Origin of the sequence: Acinetobacter bereziniae LMG 1003 = CIP 70.12 (assembly GCF_000368925.1) — a bacterium.
GTDB classification, from domain to species: domain Bacteria; phylum Pseudomonadota; class Gammaproteobacteria; order Pseudomonadales; family Moraxellaceae; genus Acinetobacter; species Acinetobacter bereziniae.
Genome location: NZ_KB849756.1, coordinates 230,549 through 253,597 on the forward strand (window position 1 = coordinate 230,549; position 23,049 = coordinate 253,597).

A 23,049-nucleotide genomic window follows, 5' to 3' on the forward strand; every position below is an offset into this window, starting at 1 on the left:
CGTCCTTTCCCATCCATACTGATACGGATATTTCGCAATTTTAACTCATTCAAAAATGCCTCACTTGTGAATTGACTGCCTTGGTCTGTATTAAACACCTCAGGACAACCATATTTCACAATTGCTTCTTGCAACGCATCTATGCAAAAGTCTGTTTCCATACTGATCGATACTCGATGAGCCAGTACTTTACGACTATGCCAATCTATAATTGCACACAGATAGACAAAGCCTTTAGCCATAGGAATGTATGTGATATCTGTACACCAGACTTGATTAGAGTGATCGATGACCATGTTTTTCAACAGATATGGGAAAATACGGTGTGCAAGATTAGGCTTACTGGTATTGGGTTTTGGATACAAGGCATGTATTCCCATCAAGCGCATTAAACGTCGGACTTTACGCCGACCTATTTGATGCCCTTGACGCTGTAGCATACCTCGTATCATTCGACTGCCCATAAATGGGTAGTCGAGATGAATTTCATCGATCAGACGCATCAAACTCAAATCAGTTGATGAAATCTCTTTGGGCTTGTAATACAACGTACTGCGATTGATTTGAATCAATTGCGATTGTTGTCTTACCGAAAGTTGATGGGTCTTATCGATCATTTTTTGCCGCTCAGCTGCCCTATTTTTCTGAGCGCACCTTCTAAAAAATCAATTTGCAATGCCTGATGTCCTATCTTGGCATGTAGAGCTTTGAGGTCAATCTCTGGTTCTTGTTGTGCTGTTGGTCGTGAAAAAATATTGACTGATTGCTCAAGCAGTTGATTTTTCCAATCGATGATTTGGTTTTGATGTAAATCGAATTGAGTAGAAAGTTCAGCGAGTGTGTGGTCGCCTTTAATTGCTGCGAGAGCAACTTTAACTTTAAACTCTGCTGAATGATTACGACGTTTTCTTCGTGTCATGGTTGACTCCAAAAACAAGCATTTCCCATGCTTATTGGGGAGTAGATTATCACTTATAGGCGTGGTCTAAAATCCTAGAACCACATCATTTTTGAGCAGAAAGTCCCATTTTTTCCAAAACAAAATTAATATTATTAAACATGATCTATTGTGTATTTTTTCTAAATTCACCATCACCATATAATAAAATATCATGATTTGTCTACCACAAAGTATTTTTCACATGAAACCTAATTAATTGATTTATTGATAATTTTCACAGTATTTTATAAATTACAGTATATATTATGAAATTAAATTTATTGCATGATTGCCTATCAATTCTGTGAGTTATTATATAATTTATAGTTATTTTTATATAAACATGACAAATAAAAACTCAATTCACCATTCCCGTTAAAATTCTCATTTTATTCGATCAGTTTAAATATGTTTTTAACCAAGGAAATTTAAAAATTATAAAACTCGTAAGTACACTAAACATGTCTGATTATTAATGTTATATATTTATTTTTATAACATGCTATTAATCTATAAATTCTCATATTACGCAAATAAAAACAATAGCATTCATGCATAATTTTATAGATTGACATGTAGTAAGCTGTGTATTTTTTGTTCCAATGTCGCTTTTCATTCATGATTTAAATCTAAAATCATCAAAAGAATTTGGAATTTAAAAAGTCTAATTTTCTCATTTTTAAACATAAATTATTGCAGCACAAAAATAAGGATGTTTTATGACTGAAACACATACCTACGCGCCTCACGAAAAACGTAATCGTGTCATGGCTATTGTCGGCGCTGCATCTGGTAACTTAGTGGAATGGTTTGACTTTTATATTTATGCCGCTTTTGCCACCTATTTTACCCATGCATTAACTGCACCCGATATGAATGACTCCACCAAAGCAATTTATGTGTGGGGTGTTTTTGCTGCCAGCTTTTTTATGCGCCCAATCGGCAGTTGGTTATTTGGATGGATTGGCGATACTTTTGGGCGTAAAAAGTCGATGATCATTTCCATTAGTTTAATGGCGGTCAGCTCATTTTTATTTGCAGCACTTCCAACCTATGAACAAGTCGGTATGGCTGCCCCATTTTTATTGTTAGCGGTCAGACTTTTGCAAGGGCTTTCAGTAGGTGGTGAATATGGGACAGTAGCCACTTATATGAGTGAGGTGGCTTTAAAAGGTCAACGTGGTTTTTACTCATCATTCCAGTATGTAACCCTGTCTGGCGGACAGCTCTTGGCGAGTCTACTTGGCGTGATCATGTTGGCACTGATGTCAAAAGAACAGCTTATGGATGGTGGATGGCGTATTCCATTTATCATTGGCGGGGTAGTTGCGATTCTTTCGTTCTTTGCTCGTCGTCATTTGAAAGAAACACTTTCTGAAGATGATGGACGTAAAGAAGGTTCAGGAAGTCTAAAAGAGTTACTGACCAAGAATTGGAGCACCTTTTTACTGGTGGTTGGTTATACCTCGGCAGGCTCTTTGTGTTTTTATATCATCACGGTATATTCAAAAACCTATATCACCAGTTTAGGGTTTGCTGATAAAACAGTGGGTTATATGATGACCATTGCATTGTTTATCTTTATGTGCGCTCAACCATTGTTTGGAATGCTGGCAGACCGAATTGGTCGTCGATCGTCCATGATGCTGTTTAGTATCAGTTGTGCAATCTTTATTTATCCAGTCATGGTAATCGCTATGCCATATTTTAGTGGTTCAGCATTTATTGTGACCGCATTGTTGGTGTTCTTAATGATGTTACTGAGCTTTTATACCTCTATTAGTGGACTGGTAAAAGCTGAGATGTTCCCACCGCATATTCGTGCATTAGGCGTTGGTTTTGCTTATGCCGTCGGAAATGCAATTTTTGGCGGTTCAGCCCCCGCTGTCGCGCTTAAATTAAAAGATTTAGGACATGAAAACACGTTCTTCGTTTATGTGATTGTTATGCTGATAATTTGTTTATTCTGTAGTATGCAACTACCGAAACAACCCAAATATTTACATCACGATCACTAATCTCTTGCAATGATTTAAGGTCTGTTTATACAGACCTTAAAATTTTGATGTAAAATATAGCATTAAATCATAAGACTATAGAATATCTTGAGGAAATAATGAAAAAACTCTCACTTATATTTATATCTTTCGCGATTAGTCTGAGTGCCTATGCCAAAACACAAAACTATATTTTGGTGGATGGTGGTGGTGTAGATGACCTTTCATTAATGTTGAAAAATGTACAAGGTAAGACGATTCATGCCTACTGCGATCAGAAATGTGGCAAATGGTTTGATCCAGATGAAGAAATAGATGGACAAACACTTAAAAAGCAATACTTTGAAAAAAAAGTTCAAGCAGACATTAAATTAGAGAAAAATGCAGGACGTGTTGCAGGTCCAAGTGACGATGAATCATTTTATTTCATCAAACATATTAAATTATTAAAATAATCCCCCTCTACACTTTGCAAGAACACCAGCGAATCTTGAATCTAGCTTTGTTTAAAAAAACAAAGTATCGATATGGATGTCACCATGTTGAGCCGGGGTATATGAGCAAAGACAAAGCGCTGCTTTGATTGCAGCGCAAGAATGCGATTCAACAAAAAATTTGCTTAGCAAAGTAAAGAATTGCCTACACAAAACAATTTAAACTTTGGATGTAAAGTGCAGTATTGCGAGCTTTTATATCATCAAACAATAGATTTATCGCATTGATTTTATTGATCTAGAAATTATATTTAATGTCTATTTTTCAACAGATTGACTAGGGTGTGTTGACACTTTTAGATTAAAAAATAGCGAAGTAGTAAAATTAAATCGCCAAACCCAATTCTACTATTCGCTATGCCTCGTACCATGTTAACAGATCAACACTGGCAAAAGTTGAAAGCTATTTTGCGTAATTTATCCATTCATCTCAACTCAAATTTAAGAAATTTTATTGAAGCGATTCTTTATAGAATAAGAACTGGGTGCCCTTGGCGTGATATCCCAACTTGCTTTGGACAACCCAACTCTATTTTTAAACGTTTTAATCGCTGGTCAAGTAGTGGTAAGTTACTCACTATATTCAAATTATTATCACTGAATACCGATATGGAATGGCTATTCATCGATGGTTCCCATATTCGTGCTCATCAACATTCTGCGGGTATAGCTGATCAGGCAATCTCTAAAAGTGCTGGAGGAAACTCCTCCAAAATACATTTAGTTGTAGATTCAGATGGTAATCCTATTGATTTCATTATTACTGATGGAACCACACATGATGTTAAGGTCGCACCTGATTTAATTTCAAAACTCAATTTAAATGAGGCAGAGATTGTATGTGCAGATAAAGGTTACGATTCAGAGCCATTAAGACAGCAGATTAGAGCAACTGGAACAAAAGCAAATATACCTAAAAAATCCAATAGCCAATCAAACAATGACCATATGGATTGGTATTTATATAAAATCAGGCATTTAGTAGAAAATATGTTTTGTAGGTTAAAGCAATTTAGAGGGATAGCCACTCGATACGACAAGTTAAAACGGAACTATGAAAGTTCTGTTGCATTAGCTTGTATATTTTTATGGCTCCCCTTGTAGGTTAAATTATGAACCCTAAATGTCAACAGACCCTATATAAATTTCTGTTCAACACCTTGACCATGAAACGCCATTTAAAACAATACGTCCTGTCGACCTGGCATATCTTCAACGGGGATTTTGTCGACAGTAAACTGATATTTCAAAATCTTTTTCATCGAATCTGTTTCAACCACAGCAATTGCATCAAGCACATCATCGTTTTCAGGTTCTTGTAAACGTGCTGCCTCACACCATTTAACTGCCATCGTATAGTCAAAGTAGTGCGGACGATTGGCTTGATCTGCGTAAAGCCTTGCTAATGCACTCATTGCCTTGATATGCCGATTCCAACCATGCGAAATCAATTGCGGAATAATAATATCACCCAGCTCAGGGTAATAACTGTAGTGATATAAGCGATCCGCATATAGATCTATGATGTCATCTTCAAGTTCTTGATACTCATAAGTACCATCTGTGCGTGATTTTTCAAGTCCTATTCGTGCTTGTTCAAAATAATCCAAACTTTGTTTTAATAATGGAAATGGGTTGCTTTCATCATCTTTAATACCCCGATTAAGGTAATTTACCCCCATATTATACATGGCAATATAATGCCCTTGTTCAGCAGCTTTGTTGGAATACTTCTTTGCTATATCTACATCATATAAACTCGAATCTTCTCTTGAATGAATATAACCACTCGTAAAACTTGGGTTGACATAACCAAGCTCTGATGCAGCGTGTAACATATCAATCACATCAGGATAGCTTTCAAGTTCATCAAAACTTTTATAAACACGATAGAAGCAACAGTATTCACCTTCAGGAAAAGCTTTAGGTTTTTCTAAACTTTTAGCGAACTCAAACCAAGACTGAGCCACCAATGGATTTTTTTCTACACCAGACCAACCATGCTGAGTAAGTAATCCATAAAGAACCGCTGCGCTGGCTAGGGTTTTACGATTGGAAATAGCAATATGACCTAAAAAATCATGATCTTTTACATATTTAAACCAATAATAAATTGCACGTTGCAAATCATATTCATCAAATACATCATGCCCAATCGTATGCAAATAACAATCTAGAATTTTTGCATCAGACTCATTCAACAAAGTATAAAAATACGCCAAACGCAAATAAATCTTAGCGCGATTTTTTTCACTCAAAGGACGTTTTAATAAGTCTAAAGCGATTTGAATATGTTTTTTAATCTCGCCCGTTTGATCATCGGAATAGCTGTCCTCTACCGAGTCGTACCACATCACAAAGTGAAGTTCATTTTTTTCAATTTCAGTAAAATGATCACACCAATCAGATTGTATAAACTCGATGATTGCCTGATAGTTATAGCCCCAACGTGGCAATAAATACCAGCAATAGTCAATTGCAGCAACAAGACCATACTGAGACTGATCAAGAAAAACTTTCAACCAAAATGCCGCTTCATTTTGCGGTAAATCCAATTCAGATTTTAAATCCAGATACGGTTTAAGCATGTCTGGAATTTGTTGAGGCAATGTCAAAGCTAAATCTGTTGATAATCCACTTAACTTGGCAATTTTCTGTAATTTGGGTTTAATGACATGTTTTAAATTTTGAGGTTGCTTTTGTTTAAATAACCACTTATCAAACCACTTTGGTTCATCCAGCTTTGCTGCTGCATTGAGTAAGTGAATCACAACAGTCCAAGCATTTGGAGAAAAAGCGATTGCTTGCATTGCAGTTATATAAATCTGCTTTTGTGCTTCACGAGCACAATCCCACATATCTTCTGAAACTTGATTTGCCCAAGTTCCCCCGCGATATTCAGAAGCCCAAAATGCCCAATAACGTACCTTGATCACATAAGGAAAAAAACTCTCAGGGTATGTTTTTGACCACTCTTCAAGGTGCTGAAGTGCCTGAGGTCCTTGATTTAAAAACATCTCAGAAAACATTTGATAAGGGTAAGCAAACCAATCACTTTCCCATTGAAAAGCACTTTTCTCAGTACGGCTATTCCATAGTTGGGTAAAAAATTGCTCTAAGGCTTCATATTGTCTATTTTCGAGTAGACCCAGTGGATATTGCCCTTCTTTTCTTAAACTTTCATGGACATACTCAGCTTTAATCATGATGAAGCTCTCATACTGTAATCTGGTGATGTTCGAGCGGAATCAAACATAATGGGCTGGATTTTTAAGTCTGCAAGTTCTGGTAAAAGTGTTAAATTCCAGTCCAAAGATTTCCAATTGCATGAACGTTTTTCAAGGTATTGCTGGATTTCATGGCGTGCAGATTTATCATAATTGTTATAGTCCGAGTGGCGCACAATCAAGTCAATTTCACGACCTTGTGCATAATATTGCCCCATTTCCTGCCAGCTTGTACAACACTCTTGGATAATTTGAGCCGAAGCCAAAATGTATTGCCAAGCTTCATCTTCACCGACATATTCAAATTGATGCAATAAGCGCATCATGATAATTTTTTGGATGTGGGCATAGACCAAAACATCACGATAATAAGGTCGAACCTCTTGATTCAAATCATACCAACCATATAAGTCGCCAACATAAAAATACTCTTTTAAAAAGAATTCAATTTTTTGCAAACGTTCAATTTGACTATTTTGTTCTAGTTTCAAAAGTTGGTCTAAATGTGTTCTAAATTTTGCTTCATTATTTTTAAAATCATCAAGCATTAGTGTATCCACATCATCACAAGAAATTTTATTGCGTACATAAATCAAATCACCTGTTGCCAAAGCCCATTTTTTTCTTTGATCTGCATTACTTTTTAAAAATGGCATTGCAGGGATTGCAAAAACAAACATTAAAATTTTAAATATCCAGCCAATCCAAGGAATTTGACTGAGCATACCTAACACTAAAAAAATGAGATAAAAAGGCAATAAGATCAAATGTAAAATAAGTGGAAGTGTTTTTTTCTTTTCAAATTTTAGTGGAATATTTAGTTTTCTTTGATCAAAATCTGTTTGATTAAATTGCATGACTTGTTGTATTAAAATATTTTGCGGGTTTTGAATGTATTCCTCTTTATTTGTTGCCAACATCATCCATTGTAAAACTGAGCTTTGTTGTGTACATAGATCCATTAAATCTGGATTTTGCATCACAATTCCTTCAACAACCAATGGATCGCTTAATTCATAAAAGTAAAAATATGGCAGTTGTTCAATGTGCAGTAAGCTATTTTTCTGTTGCTCAACTGAATCATCAATTTGCTGTGAGTCTAAAAGTTCAGGACGATATATAATTCCAAGATTCGAACAATCTGAATTGTGATTATTTTTTGGTTGAATATGATTTAAAAATAATAAAACATCATCCACATATTTTTTAACTGGAACTTGGTTTTGTTTCCCCTTAATTTGCTCAATGCACCACGCTTCACCATCCCATTCTAAACTAATGGTGACATGTGGCTTATTAGAAGCATCTCTTAGGCTAAAATAACGAAATAGACCATATTCTTTCTGTGTCACATAATGCTCACCATAGCCATCTTTAAGCTCAGTCAGGTTAGCGAACTGTCCTAGGCAATGTTGCATATAACGTGACTCAAAAGCCATCTCTTTACGCAACAACATTCCTGTGGCGGTAATTTCAATAAAACGTCCCGTATCTACCGCTAAAACCTCGCTAATCGCGTGTTCAGAACTGTCCCATTGCCCTTTTTCCAAACGCTTTTTCATTGCTTCATGATCTTTATGCCAAGCGTCTAACACTTGGTCATAAGTCATTTTCATGAATTTGCCTTTTAGATTTGTTTTGAGTCTGGAATTAAAAAATTCTAATAGTGGTTTTTCTAGCGCCAAAATCTGTTCATGCAAAGGATCAATGTACAGCATGTGGCTATCTGGTTGTTGTTCGAGTTTTTTCAAAAACCATGCAGGAATCGGCTGAGGTAACTGGCAGATTTTCCAAGCAGCAACTGAATTGACATGAAAGACAGGATTAAAATGTTTAATCACATATTCAAAGAATTTTTTTTCAAACCATTGGGTAATTTCTGGGTCATCTTTACGGCGTTGGCTACGTTCTACTATTGTTTTTTTAACTTCAGGTGCATTGACAATATCTCGTGTTTCCATGCTATTCCATTTAACGTATTTCTACTACATTACAGTCTGATTTTTATAAAAATATTCCAAATATCGAAATATTTAATGTGAATAGTTTATAACAAAATACTCCTTAGGAAATAGAATTCCCTAAAATTTAAATGTATTTATGTTAGTATTTTAAAAATTTTCAAATGCTTATATGATGAAAAAAATTGTGATTTTCTCAGGCGCAGGAATGAGTGCGGAAAGTGGTATTGATACTTTTCGTGATCGTGGTGGATTATGGGAAAACTACAATATCCAAGAAGTCGCTACCCCTGAAGCATGGCAACGTAATCCTGAATTGGTTCAGCGTTTCTATAATGAACGTCGTAAAAACATACTTGAAGCCAAGCCCAATCTCGCCCACAGGATCATTGCTGAGCTTGAACAATACTTTGAGGTACATGTCATTACTCAAAATATAGATGACCTTCATGAACGTGCAGGAAGTCAACAGGTGATCCATCTGCATGGCAACATTCGACTCGCCAAAAGCTCAAAACCACATGCGGAATACAGCAATGAATTTTACCCCATTCAAGGTTGGAAGTTGGATTTAGAAAAAGATCAATGCCCTGAAGGCTATCCACTCCGCCCACACGTCGTTTGGTTTGGTGAAGCTGTGCCTGCTTATGAACAGGCAATCCAAACTGTTCAAGATACAGATATCTTTATTGTAATTGGTTCAGCCTTGGCTGTTTATCCTGTCGCAGGTTTGATTTATGAAATTCCACAATATTGTGAAGCATATTATATTGACCCTCAAGCCAGCCATTCGCGTGTACCAGTACAATATGAATGTCTAAAAATGAACGCAACGGATGGTATGCAGCAACTTTTTGAAAAATTTACAAAGCATTAAAAAAACCAGTGTAATTACACTGGTTTTAAAGACTTCATCATACACTTTGATGAATCATTTATTTTCATCATTTGGGTGAGCTTGCTCTTTCTTCTCATCCTTAATTGGCTTAGTTGCTAATGAATCATTGAATAACTTATTCAATAAAGGCTTCGTCACTCGATAAATAATACATCCAACCATGATCAGTAAATAAAGTGGCCAAATGGTCACTAAAATAACCAACAAGTCCAAAATAAATTGCCAACCGTATTGAACACCTTCCCAAGCGCGTTTCCAAAAACCATCACCATTTAAACGTGCTACTGCATCTACATCGACATCTAAACTTTCACGAACCATTGCTGGTTGTTTAATGGTGATACTAATGGTGCTGAAACGAACACGGTCTTGCACTTCAAGTTGTGTTAAACGAGAGATTTCATTCAGTTGAGACTGTTTAGTATCACCTGGTACAGTCTGAGTTTGTGCCATTTTTTCTTCCAATAGCTTTAACTCAAAACGTTTTGCGGAATACTGTTGCTGGTTCAAAAAGTACATTAAAGGCAACAATTGATTTACATACACAGCAGCTTTGTCACTAGGCACACGTACAATAATTTCTGCATGCGGATCAACTTTTTCAAAAACTCGGATTTTACCATCACCAATTTTTTGCGTTTGTTTATCTAACACATCAAAGCTGATATTTTTCTGCTCAATAAAACCACCTGCCTGAAAAGTAAGCTTATCGATTTCTAAAGCAGTTTTTACCACATCCTTAGCCGTAAAATTAACTTGTGCTTCTCGCACCATACGACGTGCTTTTTCTGCTTGACTGACATCGGTACTTAAAATGGTTTCAGGCTTTTGTTCAGTTACAGGTGTGGTATCAACAGTATTTTCAGCAGCTTGTTCATTACTTTTTTCAGAAGCATCAGCGGCTTGTACAGCATCTTGCGCAACCACTTGTGAATCTTGTGCAGATGCACTTTCAGCAGCTTCTTCTGCTTTTTTTGCACATCCAGAAATTAGAACAAGACTAAGCGCGAGGATTAAATGTTTATTATTCATAAATTATTGACTTTAGTTAATGATTTTTAAGTTTTTGAGATTATAAAGACATTTTCCGATTTTTACCATGCATAAAAATACAGCATCGAAATGCTGTATTAAGAACTGATCTATTTTATTTATTTGATGCTTGTTTAACCTGTATGCCCTATTTCATCATAAGACTGCACTGCAATTTCAGAAATCATATTTTCAAATGAGAAAATTTCATCTAACTGTTGTTGTGTTAATAAGCCTTGTTCTAATACGACCTCTTGAATGGTTTTATTTTCAGCTATGCACTGTTTCCCGATTTCATCACATTTTGCATGCCCTAAAATAGGATCAAGTAGAGTAATGATGCCCACACTGCGCATTACAGCGTCATAGCAGGTTTTTTCATTGGCAATAATGCCCTGAATACATTTCTCATCCAAGGTTTGAATCCCATGAATCAATAACTCAATGGATTCATTCATCGAGAGCGCAATCACAGGCTCCATTACATTCAACTGTAATTGCCCTGCTTCAGCAGCAAAAGTAATCGTCAAATCATTGCCAATTACTTTAAAAGCAATTTGATTGACCACTTCAGGAATAACAGGATTAACTTTTGCAGGCATAATTGATGAACCTGCTTGCAATTCGGGTAAGCGTATTTCCCATAATCCTGTACGTGGTCCGGAACTCAGCAAGCGTAGATCATTACAAATTTTAGAAAGTTTGACAGCCAAACGCTTCAATGCACTGGAAAGAATGATAAAAACACCACAATCACTGGTCGCTTCGACATAATCTTCAGCGCCAATCAACTTTAGACCTGTTAATGCGGTTAAATTATGATTTACTTGTGCTGCATAACCATGCGGTGTATTTACACCTGTCCCTATCGCAGTCGCACCTAAATTAATTTCCAATAAAAGTTCTCGTGTTTTTTTAATTAAACGTACATCTTCTTTTAATAGGGTGGCAAAGGCATGAAATTCTTGACCCAATGTCATCGGCACGGCATCTTGTAATTGAGTTCGCCCCATTTTCAGTACAAATTGAAATTCTGATGCTTTTAAAATGAGCGAACTGATCAAATTGTTCATTTTTTCAAATAACAGATCGAATGAATAATATGTCGCTAGACGTAACGCTGTCGGATAAACATCGTTGGTGGATTGTGATTTGTTGACATGATCATTGGGATGAATAATATCATATCGACCTTTTGCATAACCAAGTGACTCTAAAGCAATATTTGCAATCACTTCATTGGTATTCATGTTGATCGATGTACCCGCACCGCCTTGGTAAACATCCGATGGAAATGAATCTTTCCAGTCTTGAGGATTTTCAATTAACTTATCACAAGCTTGTTGAATGGCTAAACTCATCTCTTCCGATATTTTATTAAATTGAAAGTTAGTTTGTGCCGAAGCTTTTTTAACTTGGGCTAATGCGCGGATAAAAAAGCTTTGTTCACCGACAGTATGTTTAGAAATATTAAAATTTTCTAAAGCTCTAACGGTATGGATGCCGTAGTAACTATTTATAGGTACTTCTTTACTTCCCAATAAATCTTTTTCTATTCTTGTAATTTCTGCAGCAAGTTGGACTGTTTCCATGGGATATTCTCGTTATTTATGCACTATAGCCTTGCATTTCCTATCATATTCTCTCTATAAAAATTTTGTATTAGCAAAATATGTCATTTCTATCCGCAATTTTTCGATATGATATAGGTATTGTTGCTCATGTAACTTTATGTAACCACATTCACTTATACTTCTTCAATGTGAAAATGCACAGCATTTTATTTAAATTTGCTTTATAAATGCTGATTTTCGCTTTTGTATCCAAATGTACAATTGGATACAAAAAGCTTGCATAATCACCTTATAAAAATTACAGCGATATTTTTTATTTATGTGAAAGAATCCGCTCGTGAAACTCATGTGAAAAAAATAAAACTTGGAGATTTGCTCCACAAGGAATGAATTAGATATGGACTCAATCAACCCCACAGTTGTGACCTTTATTTTCTATATTATTGCAATGGTCTGTATCGGCTTATATGCCTATAGAAAGACCACTGATTTCTCAGACTATATCTTGGGTGGTCGAAGTTTAGGTAGTTTTGTCACCGCGCTTTCGGCAGGTGCATCTGATATGAGTGGTTGGTTGCTCATGGGGCTGCCAGGTGCAATCTATCTCACGGGTTTATCTGAGTCATGGATTGCGATCGGCTTAATCATCGGTGCATGGTTAAACTGGTATTTGGTCGCAGGTCGTTTACGTGTTCACACTGAAGTACAGAACAATGCCCTGACATTGCCAGATTATTTCACCAGTCGTTTCGGCGATAAGAAAAAAGTCTTACGCATTATTTCTGCATTGGTCATTTTGATTTTCTTTGGTATTTATTGCGCTTCAGGTATGGTCGCAGGTGCACGTTTATTCGAAAGTATTTTTGCAATGAACTATACCACCGCACTTTGGGTCAGCGCGATTGCAACCATCAGTTATGTCTGCATCGGTGGATTCCTGGCTATCTCTTGGACAGATACTTTTCAAGCTGGTCTAATGATTTTCGCATTGTTGCTAGCGCCAATCATGACTTTCTTGGCTGTAGGTGATTTACAACATGTGACGCAATTAATTGAAACCGCTCGTCCACATGCTGCAAATATGTTCCAAGGGGTAAGTTTTATTGCCATTATTTCATCAATGGCTTGGGGCTTAGGCTATTTTGGTCAACCGCATATTCTGGTCCGCTTCATGGCTGCTGATTCAGTCAAATCAATCCCAAATGCACGCCGTATCGGTATGGCATGGATGATTCTTTGTTTAGCTGGTGCCGTGGCAGTAGGTTATGTCGGTATTGCTTATTTTCAAGCACATCCAGATATACCTTCAGCAGCAATTGTGGCAAAAAATCCTGAAACGGTATTTATGGAACTCACCAAAATATTATTCAACCCGTGGGTTGCAGGTGTTGTTTTGGCGGCAATTCTTGCTGCTGTGATGAGTACCCTAAGCTGCCAACTTTTGGTCTGTTCAAGTACATTAACCGAAGATTTATATAAGTCTTTTATTCGTAAAAAAGCGTCACAAACTGAATTGGTTTGGGTCGGTCGTTTGATGGTGCTTGCGATTTCTGTGCTTGCCATTATTTTAGCCTTTAACCCAGAAAGTAAAGTACTTGGTTTAGTTGCTTATGCGTGGGCAGGTTTTGGCGCGGCATTTGGACCATTGATTTTACTTTCAGTGTTCTGGAAACGCATGACTTTAAATGGTGCTTTGGTCGGAATTATTGTCGGTGCTGTGACTGTAATTGTTTGGAAAAACACCATGGCAGCGACTGGGCTTTATGAAATCATTCCTGGTTTTATCTTCTCTCTGATCAGTATCATTGTGGTAAGTTTATTGGGTAAAGTGCCTGAAAAAGAAGTCACTGATCGTTTTGATGATGCTGAACAAATATATGACCGTGAAATGAAAAATTTATAAGCGTAGATCATGAAACGATAAAGGGGCTGATGCCCCTTTATTATTTTTTCGCTTTTACTTTGGATTTAAAATTAAGATGTAATTGTGAACTGTCTTTAATTACTTCCATGACTGGGTAGCTTCGTGTTTCCTTGACACCAGGCAACTGCCACAATACTTGTCCCGAAATATGCCGAAAAGCTTCCATGTTGGCACAGCGAATTTTCACCAAAAAATCAAAGCCTCCACTAATCATATGACAAGCCATAATTTCAGGATATTGAACCACAGCCTCTGAAAAGGCATCCAAGACATTCGGGGTCGTTTTGTCTAATAAAATCTCAACAAATACCACAAAATTTGCTCCCAGCATCTTGGGGTTAAGCTTTGCCTCATAACCAAGAATATACCCTTCTGCTGTGAGTTTCTGTACACGGGCTAAGGCTGCTGTAGGAGACAAATTAACTTCTTCAGCGAGTTTAATATTGGAAATTTTTCCATCTTTTTGCAAAATTTCTAAAATCCGAATATCTATACGATCCAGCGTTAAATATGCACTTTCCATAGAATAATTCTCTAAATATTCTTAAAATTATAGTGAGTTATTCACCAAATATTCTGCAATCATAAATTATATAAACCACACAGCTCAACAAAAATATTTGCGAGTCACAGGACGTTGACAATGAATATGAATTCACCCCAAATTTTAGACCCTAAACTCGCACCAAGTTTAGATTACATCACTGAATTCAAAGAAAAAACAGACTTTGAAGATGCAATCAATTCAGCATGGCGACGTGCTGAACCAGAGTGTGTTGAAAATCTAATTGAACACAGTCAACTGTCTGAAGAGATGAGTCAAAAGATCTATGACACCGCATTTAATTTGGCGCATAGTCTAAGAGATCGTAAAAGCTCATCAGGTAAAGCTGGTATTGTACAAGGCTTACTTCAAGAGTTTTCTTTATCGTCTCAAGAAGGAATCGCCTTGATGTGTCTGGCTGAGGCATTGCTGCGTATTCCTGATAGTGCCACTCGAGATTTATTAATTCGCGATAAAATTAATCAAGGCAACTGGAAAGATCACTTAGGACAAAGTAATCTGATGTTTGTCAATGCCGCAGCTTGGGGATTAATGCTGACAGGCAAATTAATGGAAACACCAAAACAGTCTAGCCTTTCAGGCGTACTTACCTCTCTTCTGGCACGTACAGGTAAAGGTATTATCCGTAAGGCTGTTGATGTTGCGATGCGTATGATGGGTGAACAGTTTGTAACTGGAGAAACCATTGAAGAAGCATTGGATAATGCCAAAGTACTTGAAGATAAAGGCTTTCGTTATTCTTACGATATGTTGGGTGAAGCTGCACTCACTGAACATGACGCGGATCGCTATTTTGATGATTATACTCAAGCAATTCATGCGATTGGTAAAGCGTCGGAAGGCAAGGATGTCTATACAGGTCCTGGTATTTCCATCAAACTTTCTGCACTACATCCACGTTATCAACGCTCGCAAACAGAACGTGTTCATCACGAACTTTATCCACGTATTTTAAATTTAGCGCTTTTGGCAAAAAATTATGATATTGGTCTAAATATTGATGCAGAAGAAGCAGATCGTTTAGAACTTTCTCTGGAATTGCTCGAACGTTTATGTTTTGAGCCACAACTTGCTGATTGGAAAGGTATCGGCTTTGTAATACAAGCCTATCAGAAACGCTGTTTCTATGTGGTTGATTATATAATAGACCTCGCTCAACGTAGTCATAAACGCTTAATGATCCGTTTGGTTAAAGGTGCTTATTGGGACAGTGAGATCAAAAAAGCACAAATTGATGGTTTTTCTGACTATCCAGTCTTTACCCGTAAAGTTCATACCGATTTATCTTATATTGCTTGTGCAAAAAAATTACTTGCAGCACCAGAGCAAATTTACCCTCAATTTGCCACGCACAATGCGCAAACGCTTGCCACGATTTATCAACTGGCAGATCCACAAAAATATTATTTGGGTCAATATGAATTCCAATGCTTACATGGCATGGGTGAACCTTTATACGAACAAGTGGTGGGAGATATTTCGGCGAAGAAATTAGGTATTCCTTGCCGTATTTACGCACCTGTCGGCAATCATGAAACCTTGTTGGCTTATCTTGTACGTCGTCTTTTGGAAAATGGCGCCAATACTTCTTTTGTTAATCGTATTGCAGACAAAAATATTCCCATTGAAGATTTGATTGAGAATCCAGCTCAGGAAATTATTGAAACTGCGCAAAAAGAGCATCAAATTGGTTTAAAACATCCTGCAATTCCACTACCGCATCAGTTATATCAGGGAATTCGTCAAAACTCACAAGGTTTTGATCTTGCCGATGACAGCCAATTAAAAGCTCTAAATCAAACCGTTCAACATTTTTTAAAGTATCAATGGAACAGTTATAGTTTAATTGATCAGTCTAATGTATCGGATTTTGATGCAGCAAATTCACAAAAAATTCTCAACCCATCAGATCATACCGATATTGTCGGTCATGTCATTGAAGCGGAATCTGCACAGGTAGATTTAGCATTGGACAATGCACATCGTGCATTTGAAGCATGGAAAAATACCTCTAAGGATTTTCGTGCCAACTTACTACTGAAAGCGGCTGACCTAATGGAAGCACGTCTGCAAGAGCTTATGGTATTACTCTGCCGCGAAAGTGGCAAAACCTACAGTAATGCCATTGCTGAAGTACGTGAAGCTGTTGATTTCCTGCGTTACTATGCCGCACAGATGCAAAGTATAGATCAACATCTTACACCGCTTGGGACAATTTTATGTATCAGTCCATGGAACTTCCCTCTTGCTATTTTTACTGGGCAAATCTCGGCAGCCTTAGTTGCAGGCAATACGGTGATTGCCAAACCTGCAGAACAAACCCCTTTGATCGCAGCACAAGCAATTCAAATCCTTTGGGAAGCAGGTATTCCACGATCTGTCGTGCAGCTACTTCCTGGACGCGGAGAAACAGTCGGTGCAAAACTCAGTCAAGATGAACGTATTCAAGGTATTATGTTCACGGGTTCCACCGAAGTTGCTAAAATTTTGCAAAAAACAGTTGCACAACGTTTGAGTCCAACAGGTCAACCCATTCCACTGATTGCTGAAACAGGTGGTCAAAATGCCATGATCGTGGATTCATCAGCATTGACTGAACAAGTCGTGATCGATGCAGTTAACTCAGCTTTTGATAGTGCGGGTCAACGTTGTTCGGCACTGCGAGTATTGTGTGTACAAGAAGACAATGCAGCAACTTTAATCAAAATGTTGAAAGGCGCCATGCAGCAATTAAATATCGGTCAACCGATTTTACTCAAGACTGATATTGGACCTGTAATTGACCTTGAAGCACAGCAAAATATTGCCAACCATATTGAAATGATGCGTAACAAAGGTCATAAAATACATCAATTGGCTTATGACACACCAAGTTCAGACTTAAATTTAGGGACTTTTATTGTTCCGACTCTGATTGAGCTACCAAATCTTGATGATTTAAAACGTGAAGTCTTTGGTCCAGTATTGCATGTGATTACCTACAAATACGGAGAGTTAAAACAACTTTTGGCTCAAATTAATGCCAAAGGCTATGGTTTGACTATGGGTCTACATACCCGTATTGATGAAACGATTCAAACCACTATTGAACATGCTGAAGTGGGTAATTTATATATCAATCGAAACATTGTGGGTGCTGTTGTTGGGGTTCAACCGTTTGGTGGTGAAGGACTTTCAGGGACAGGTCCTAAAGCTGGTGGTCCTATTTACTTATATAAACTCATGCAACAAGCAGAGTTAGCTGCTGTTGCCTTTGGTACAGTTAAAAATATTTCTGAGCAGTTAAATTTGACACCTTCCGAAGTGCAACAGCAATTCCAGCTATGGGCAAAGCAACAGTATCCGCAGATTAAACTGCACGCATATACTTCACCTCTGGCTTTATACGCACTGCCTGGACCAACAGGAGAATCAAATCAATATCATATTGTTGCGCGCCATCGCATTGCCGTAATTGCCGAACAAGAAAATGCGTTATTGAATCAATTCAATGCTGTAATGACTTTAAATAGTCAAGTGGGCATTTTAGCGACAAATGCTTTAGCATTAAAAATGATTCAATCCATGCCAAAGAACTTACAGCAACAATTTTTTATGATCAATGACTTATCCAATGATGAATTTGATGCAGTACTCCATCAAGGTTCTACACAAAATTTGATAGTCTTACAAACCACAATTGCACAACGTCAAGGTGCTATTGTTGGCGTCACACATCATGATGCCAACGATAAGATTCCACTTGCAGCATTACTCATTGAGCGAGCCATCAGTATTAATACTGCTGCGGCTGGTGGGAATGCAAGTTTGATGACCCTAGACCAAGCTTAAACTAAGCGTAAGTTTAAATGAGTTGTATCATTTTCCATACCAAGTCAAAGTCATTTGACTTGGTTTTTTCAGCTGAAACCTTGCGATTAAACGTAAATTTTTTGCAAAATAAAATTGCACCATCTATAGGCAAACCGCCTGATTATCCATCTAAGTGATTAGATTACAATCATTCATAGCCAATGAACTTTATGCTTATACACAAATTATTAACAGCTTAGAGATCCATTTATTTTTACATTTTTGGATCATCGAGAGTCTGTTTATCGTGAGCCGACAAGAATGTCACCATGTTATGCGGGGCATCACCTACGCAGATCTATTTCGACATTTCATAAAAAGCGTGGCAATAAATACTTTATGCCATTCAGCAACAAATTCATCATATTGATTTTATTGATCAAAAAAATAATATTTTAACTTCATCAACTTACAAATATTTTATTTCACATGAACTTTCCGCTCATCTTCCAAATAAGTTCTAGCTAACAATTCTTTTTTTACTTCCATATAATCATCTTGTTTTTTTGGCACTAAACTTTCAATAAACCAAAGCCCGTCTGCTGCATAGCGTAAGATTTTCAATTCAATTGAATGGTCTGTATCAGCATGTTGTAATAACCTTTGTGCCAACCAACAATCCCACTTATCGCTAAAGGATTTATCTGTCATTACTGTCATGCTTAAAGCACTCCACAACGTATCTACACCAAATTCTGAACTTAAAGTGACATCAATATAAGCACGCGTAAATCGACCATATTGAATAGCATCCTTTTCCATCACCACACTGATTCGTTCGTCAAGTTGTTGTATTAAAGCCTCAAGCATTGCTTCAATAAGGATCTGTTTGTTGGCAAAATGATGAAACACACCACCTTTTGTAATACCAGACCGAGTTGCAACCGTCTGAATTGAGATCCCATTTACACCTCTTTCTGCCGCCAAATACATCGCATTTTCGATAATACTTTTTTTAACGCGCTCAGGATCTTTTTTACGCTGATAAGGATTTGTTATAGTTTTACCAATATTCACACTATCCTACCCACTGCTCGCTTAGTGCCCTGCAGAAGTTGAAAACAAGTTAATCACCAATACACCTGAAATAATTAACCCAATACCGATAATTGCAGCAATATCCAAACTCTGCTTGAAAATAAAATAACCGACCAAAGCGGTAAGAATGATTCCAACACCTGCCCATATTGCATAAGCAATACCTAAAGGTATGGTTTTAATCACTTGTGAAAGTAAATAAAAGGAAATGACGTAAAACAGGACCACCAATAAGCTTGGGGCAAGTTTGGTAAAACCTTGGGATTTGACCAAAAAAGTAGAACCTGTAACTTCTGCAATAATTGCAATCGCCAACAAAATATAAGCAAACAGGATTGAGTTCATCGTTTGAACCAAAAAAGATACCGAATGGTTGGTATGCTATATAATTTTAATGAAAAGTTCAAATATCAAGCATGAAAAAATGTTGAAGTTTTGTGCTATACTATTTCTGTATCTCTTTGTTTAATTATACTTTTTATAAAAAAAGGTGGAATATCCATTTTTTCCACCTTTTCTTTTTTCACTTTTTCAACTTAGATCGGATTGATAAAATAAAAAAATGAAATGATAAAGATCAAAACCGTTATCGCTAAAATTAGATAAGTATTTAAAGTATTGAAACTTTTTATAAAATTAAGAATTTCCATTTTTCTTCGTCACAAAATAAAACACTTTTTTATTCTAATATATTTTGTCACAATTTGTAAGATCATTAAGTATGATTAAAACTCAAAATACATATTTTCTTCATATTTCTGTGATCTTGCACAATTTTTATTTGAGAAATAAAGGTTTAAGTCATCTTTTTGGAATGATAAACTTCATCATATAATTGTTTTTATTCAATAATCATTACTTATTTTCATTTTATTCTATACTGATCAAAATTTTTATACAAAAAGTAGATATTATACAGATATTTTAACTTTAATTAGTAATACTTAATAGAAAATAGGTCAACCACTTTACCCTTTGGTAAAAAATTAAATAAATTAAATACTTAATCATATTATATATTTCAACAATATATTTTGGAGGGGTTTATTGACTAATACGATAAGCAATTTTTCATAATGATCTGTGATGATAAAACCACAACAATGATTTTAATCGTATAAAAATTAAGATATTGCTGCATAAATCTATTGTTTTGAACTATTAATGAGTTTTTTTCATGAATATTACACTCTTCCCTGAGTGATCGATCTCTAAAACCCTTTATTTGACTTCGAAGTGATGCTTTTCAGTGACTAATTTAATTTTTATATCTTTGTAGTAACGAATCATTGGATCATTGACATCTTTTTTCAGTGCATCAGCAAATTTATCTTCATTCATCAACTTCGCATAAGTCTTATATCCAATCTTTAAAGTTTCCGCTTGCTTTCCGGACTGTTGAAATTCTTCAATACGCTTATTAATCTGCTTAACACTAATTTCCATCTTTAATTCCCCGCGAACGCTTTAATTTTTTATAACACTGTTTTATGACAGTTCCATTTAAAAAGGGAATTTTTTTAAGTTTATTTCTGTAAATGAGTATTATTCTTCAAAAAATCTAAGGTTTTTACAAAGGTCTGTTGGCTGGCTTGTTTTCCTAAAAAGAATTGATATTCATGAACCAACCATTCTTTTGATTCAGGATAAAACACAGCTTTTACAGGAATTTTCTTTTCTTGCAACGCATTCACAAATGGGATGGACTGGTTTTCTGTCAAGAAATCTTTATTGCCACCACTGATAAAAACAGGTGGATAATGGGCTGTCAAATAATGAATTGGTGATAATGCCTTTAAATAGTCAGCATTATTTTTTTGATTTCCGGTATACGCTTCAACAAGCGTATTGACACCCCATTCGATCAATTTAATTTCTTCTGGTGCTGTATCCACAAACGCATTCATGTCATAAATTCCACAATGCAAAATTAAACCCTTTACTTGGGATGGTTGAATGAGTGGGGTAAATGAAGACTGCTTTGCATAATCAACATTTGTGAGTAAGGCTGCATAATGGCTAGCTAAGTTCGCACCTGCAGAATCTCCAGCTAAAAATAATTGGTTTGCATCAATTGCATATTGTTTGGCATTTAGCTGAATAAATTGTAATGCTTGATTAATTTGATTGAGTTGAGTGGGATAAATGGCTTCAGGTGCAAACTGATACTCTACTGACACCACATTATAGCCTTGAGCTGCGAGTAATTTAAAATAACCTCTTGCGTTGTCTTTAGCACCAGAGATCCAACCACCACCATGAATCCAAACAATGGTTGGTCGTGGTGTTGACTGTTTAATGTTCTCAGGCTGATAGAGATCAAAATTTAATCTTGGCGTTGTTTGATAAGCAATATTATGATGTACAACCACCTGTTCAGGTGCATGTTTATCCATCAACAATTGTTGAAAATGTGTTGATGTATCAAATACTCGCGCGATGACTTTGCTACTTTTCTGTACATTTTGACAAGCAGAAAGTGTGAATAAAGATATTGCACAGATAAAAATATTAAATCTAAGCATATTAAACTCAAAACGATCACTCACCATAGCGTTGATGAGTTTAAATATATTGATGGCAATATAACCTAGATTTAAACACTTTTCTTGCTGTTTTAATACATGTCAAAATCAACAAAACTTACTGTTAAATTTTAGCAATTTGTTGATGCAAACTTTGCAAAAACAAGTCTGCCTCTGCTTTGCTTTGACATTTTTTATGATACGTTCCATTCGCCTTTTGACTATGGGGTGTATATTTAATATCAATAGAAAAATCTTGTGTAATCATATTCTTCGAAACATGCACTGCAATAATATGTAGAGAGTTTAGATAAAAACCATCTTCTATTTTAACCAACATTTTACCGCCTCAAATTTTCATACAATCATAAAAAGGTGAAAAAGCTCATAATGTGATGAGCAGACTATTTAAATAAATTAAAGTTAAGTGTATCTCAGTTTAGCTAGATTTTAAAATTTTGATTCTGTTTTTATGTAACATAATTTAGACAAGGATTAATCAGATTTAAAACATAAAAGTAACTTTCAATAAAACTGCTCTAAATTGTCCGACATTTTTTCAGCCATCCTCGTTGATTGGTGCTAGATTGAATAAATCGTGATATTTATCACATTACATAAAAAAATTTATTTGTTTTGATCTCTTTTATGGAGGTTGTGTATATGAATTATTTAATTATTTTGAATTCTTCTCATGAACATCATTTTGAGGAAGTTCATAAACTGATCTGTGACTATGATGCTTCGATTCGAGTTAACCCTTCAACTTGGCTCATACATACCCATTATGATGCAACAATCATTCGTCAACACTTAACCAGCATTATCAGTATCCATGATTCGCTTTTAGTATTTAAAATAGATCAAGAACACTCTTTTACCAATGATTTGGACTTAAATGATTGGCTGGAGGATATTCATAATGAGAGTGCCATTAGTCTTTAGTGATGAATGACCAATGTAGTTCTTCATTTAAACTAAGCTATCCCCCTGAGATCAAAGGGATAGCAATATTTTTAATG

Annotated in this window: 17 protein-coding genes and 1 pseudogene; 7 read left to right on the forward strand and 11 right to left on the reverse strand. The window is 36.1% G+C overall.

The genetic code is table 11. From position 1 onward, the window contains the following. A pseudogene (locus F938_RS23820) lies at positions 1-919 on the reverse strand (IS3-like element ISAcsp5 family transposase); the annotation flags it as partial. A 740-nt stretch (positions 920-1,659) separates the two neighbouring features. On the opposite strand from F938_RS23820, the gene F938_RS11230 reads away from it, so the two are divergent. The 3 genes from F938_RS11230 to F938_RS11240 all read left to right on the forward strand — a co-directional run bounded on the left by F938_RS11230 (position 1,660) and on the right by F938_RS11240 (position 4,535). Next, on the forward strand, positions 1,660-2,958 hold the full coding sequence (locus tag F938_RS11230; RefSeq protein ID WP_004830535.1) for an MFS transporter: 1,299 nt from the start codon (positions 1,660-1,662) through the stop codon (positions 2,956-2,958). A 98-nt stretch (positions 2,959-3,056) separates the two neighbouring features. Beyond that, positions 3,057-3,392, forward strand: coding sequence for a hypothetical protein (locus F938_RS11235; protein ID WP_005031871.1), 336 nt, complete (start codon positions 3,057-3,059; stop codon positions 3,390-3,392). A 396-nt stretch (positions 3,393-3,788) separates the two neighbouring features. Further along, the gene (locus F938_RS11240) at positions 3,789-4,535 is read left to right on the forward strand and encodes an IS5-like element ISAbe13 family transposase (protein ID WP_005031873.1); all 747 of its coding nucleotides are present in this window, start codon (positions 3,789-3,791) and stop codon (positions 4,533-4,535) included. Positions 4,536-4,609: 74 nt separating this feature from the next. Here the strand turns inward: F938_RS11240 and F938_RS11245 are convergent, their stop codons facing one another. After that, positions 4,610-6,637 carry a DUF4034 domain-containing protein gene (locus F938_RS11245; RefSeq protein WP_005031874.1) on the reverse strand — a complete coding sequence of 676 codons (2,028 nt, stop codon included), beginning with the start codon at positions 6,635-6,637 and terminating at the stop codon, positions 4,610-4,612. Beyond that, positions 6,634-8,619 carry a DUF1266 domain-containing protein gene (locus F938_RS11250; RefSeq protein WP_005031876.1) on the reverse strand — a complete coding sequence of 662 codons (1,986 nt, stop codon included), beginning with the start codon at positions 8,617-8,619 and terminating at the stop codon, positions 6,634-6,636. Before F938_RS11250 ends, F938_RS11245 begins: the two co-directional genes overlap by 4 nt. A gap of 175 nt (positions 8,620-8,794) precedes the next feature. On the opposite strand from F938_RS11250, the gene F938_RS11255 reads away from it, so the two are divergent. Then, entirely contained in the window at positions 8,795-9,496 is a 702-nt protein-coding gene (locus F938_RS11255) for an SIR2 family NAD-dependent protein deacylase (RefSeq protein ID WP_010591725.1), read from the forward strand. A gap of 54 nt (positions 9,497-9,550) precedes the next feature. Here the strand turns inward: F938_RS11255 and F938_RS11260 are convergent, their stop codons facing one another. Continuing rightward, entirely contained in the window at positions 9,551-10,549 is a 999-nt protein-coding gene (locus tag F938_RS11260; protein ID WP_005031880.1) for a DUF4349 domain-containing protein, read from the reverse strand. Positions 10,550-10,683: 134 nt separating this feature from the next. Next, on the reverse strand, positions 10,684-12,141 hold the full coding sequence (aspA, locus tag F938_RS11265; RefSeq protein WP_005031882.1) for an aspartate ammonia-lyase: 1,458 nt from the start codon (positions 12,139-12,141) through the stop codon (positions 10,684-10,686). A 379-nt stretch (positions 12,142-12,520) separates the two neighbouring features. On the opposite strand from aspA, the gene putP reads away from it, so the two are divergent. Further along, positions 12,521-14,026, forward strand: coding sequence for a sodium/proline symporter PutP (gene putP / locus F938_RS11270; protein ID WP_005031884.1), 1,506 nt, complete (start codon positions 12,521-12,523; stop codon positions 14,024-14,026). A gap of 40 nt (positions 14,027-14,066) precedes the next feature. Here putP and F938_RS11275 read toward each other — a convergent pair whose 3' ends face one another. After that, positions 14,067-14,570, reverse strand: a complete 504-nt coding sequence (locus F938_RS11275) for an Lrp/AsnC ligand binding domain-containing protein (protein WP_004830526.1) — start codon at positions 14,568-14,570, stop codon at positions 14,067-14,069. Between the two features lie 120 nt (positions 14,571-14,690). On the opposite strand from F938_RS11275, the gene putA reads away from it, so the two are divergent. Then, a complete protein-coding gene (gene putA / locus F938_RS11280) occupies positions 14,691-18,443 on the forward strand; it encodes a trifunctional transcriptional regulator/proline dehydrogenase/L-glutamate gamma-semialdehyde dehydrogenase (protein ID WP_005031886.1) in 3,753 nt (1,250 codons plus the stop codon). A 441-nt stretch (positions 18,444-18,884) separates the two neighbouring features. On the opposite strand, the gene F938_RS11285 is transcribed toward putA, so the two are convergent. The 5 genes from F938_RS11285 to F938_RS11305 all read right to left on the reverse strand — a co-directional run bounded on the left by F938_RS11285 (position 18,885) and on the right by F938_RS11305 (position 22,367). Beyond that, positions 18,885-19,481, reverse strand: coding sequence for a TetR/AcrR family transcriptional regulator (locus F938_RS11285; protein ID WP_005031889.1), 597 nt, complete (start codon positions 19,479-19,481; stop codon positions 18,885-18,887). Between the two features lie 21 nt (positions 19,482-19,502). Continuing rightward, positions 19,503-19,835: a DMT family transporter gene (locus tag F938_RS11290; RefSeq protein WP_370469257.1), complete on the reverse strand. Its 333-nt coding sequence runs from the start codon at positions 19,833-19,835 to the stop codon at positions 19,503-19,505. Between the two features lie 888 nt (positions 19,836-20,723). Further along, a complete protein-coding gene (locus F938_RS11295) occupies positions 20,724-20,948 on the reverse strand; it encodes a hypothetical protein (protein ID WP_004830522.1) in 225 nt (74 codons plus the stop codon). 80 nt (positions 20,949-21,028) lie between these two features. Next, positions 21,029-22,027 (reverse strand): alpha/beta hydrolase, encoded by a 999-nt coding sequence (locus F938_RS11300; RefSeq protein WP_026040405.1) that lies wholly within the window; start codon positions 22,025-22,027, stop codon positions 21,029-21,031. A gap of 124 nt (positions 22,028-22,151) precedes the next feature. Then, on the reverse strand, positions 22,152-22,367 hold the full coding sequence (locus tag F938_RS11305; RefSeq protein WP_004830520.1) for a hypothetical protein: 216 nt from the start codon (positions 22,365-22,367) through the stop codon (positions 22,152-22,154). A gap of 323 nt (positions 22,368-22,690) precedes the next feature. Here F938_RS11305 and F938_RS11310 point away from each other — a divergent pair, with 323 nt between their 5' ends. Then, complete coding sequence (locus F938_RS11310) at positions 22,691-22,972, forward strand: hypothetical protein (RefSeq protein ID WP_005031894.1); 282 nt, start codon at positions 22,691-22,693, stop codon at positions 22,970-22,972. Positions 22,973-23,049 lie beyond the last annotated feature (77 nt).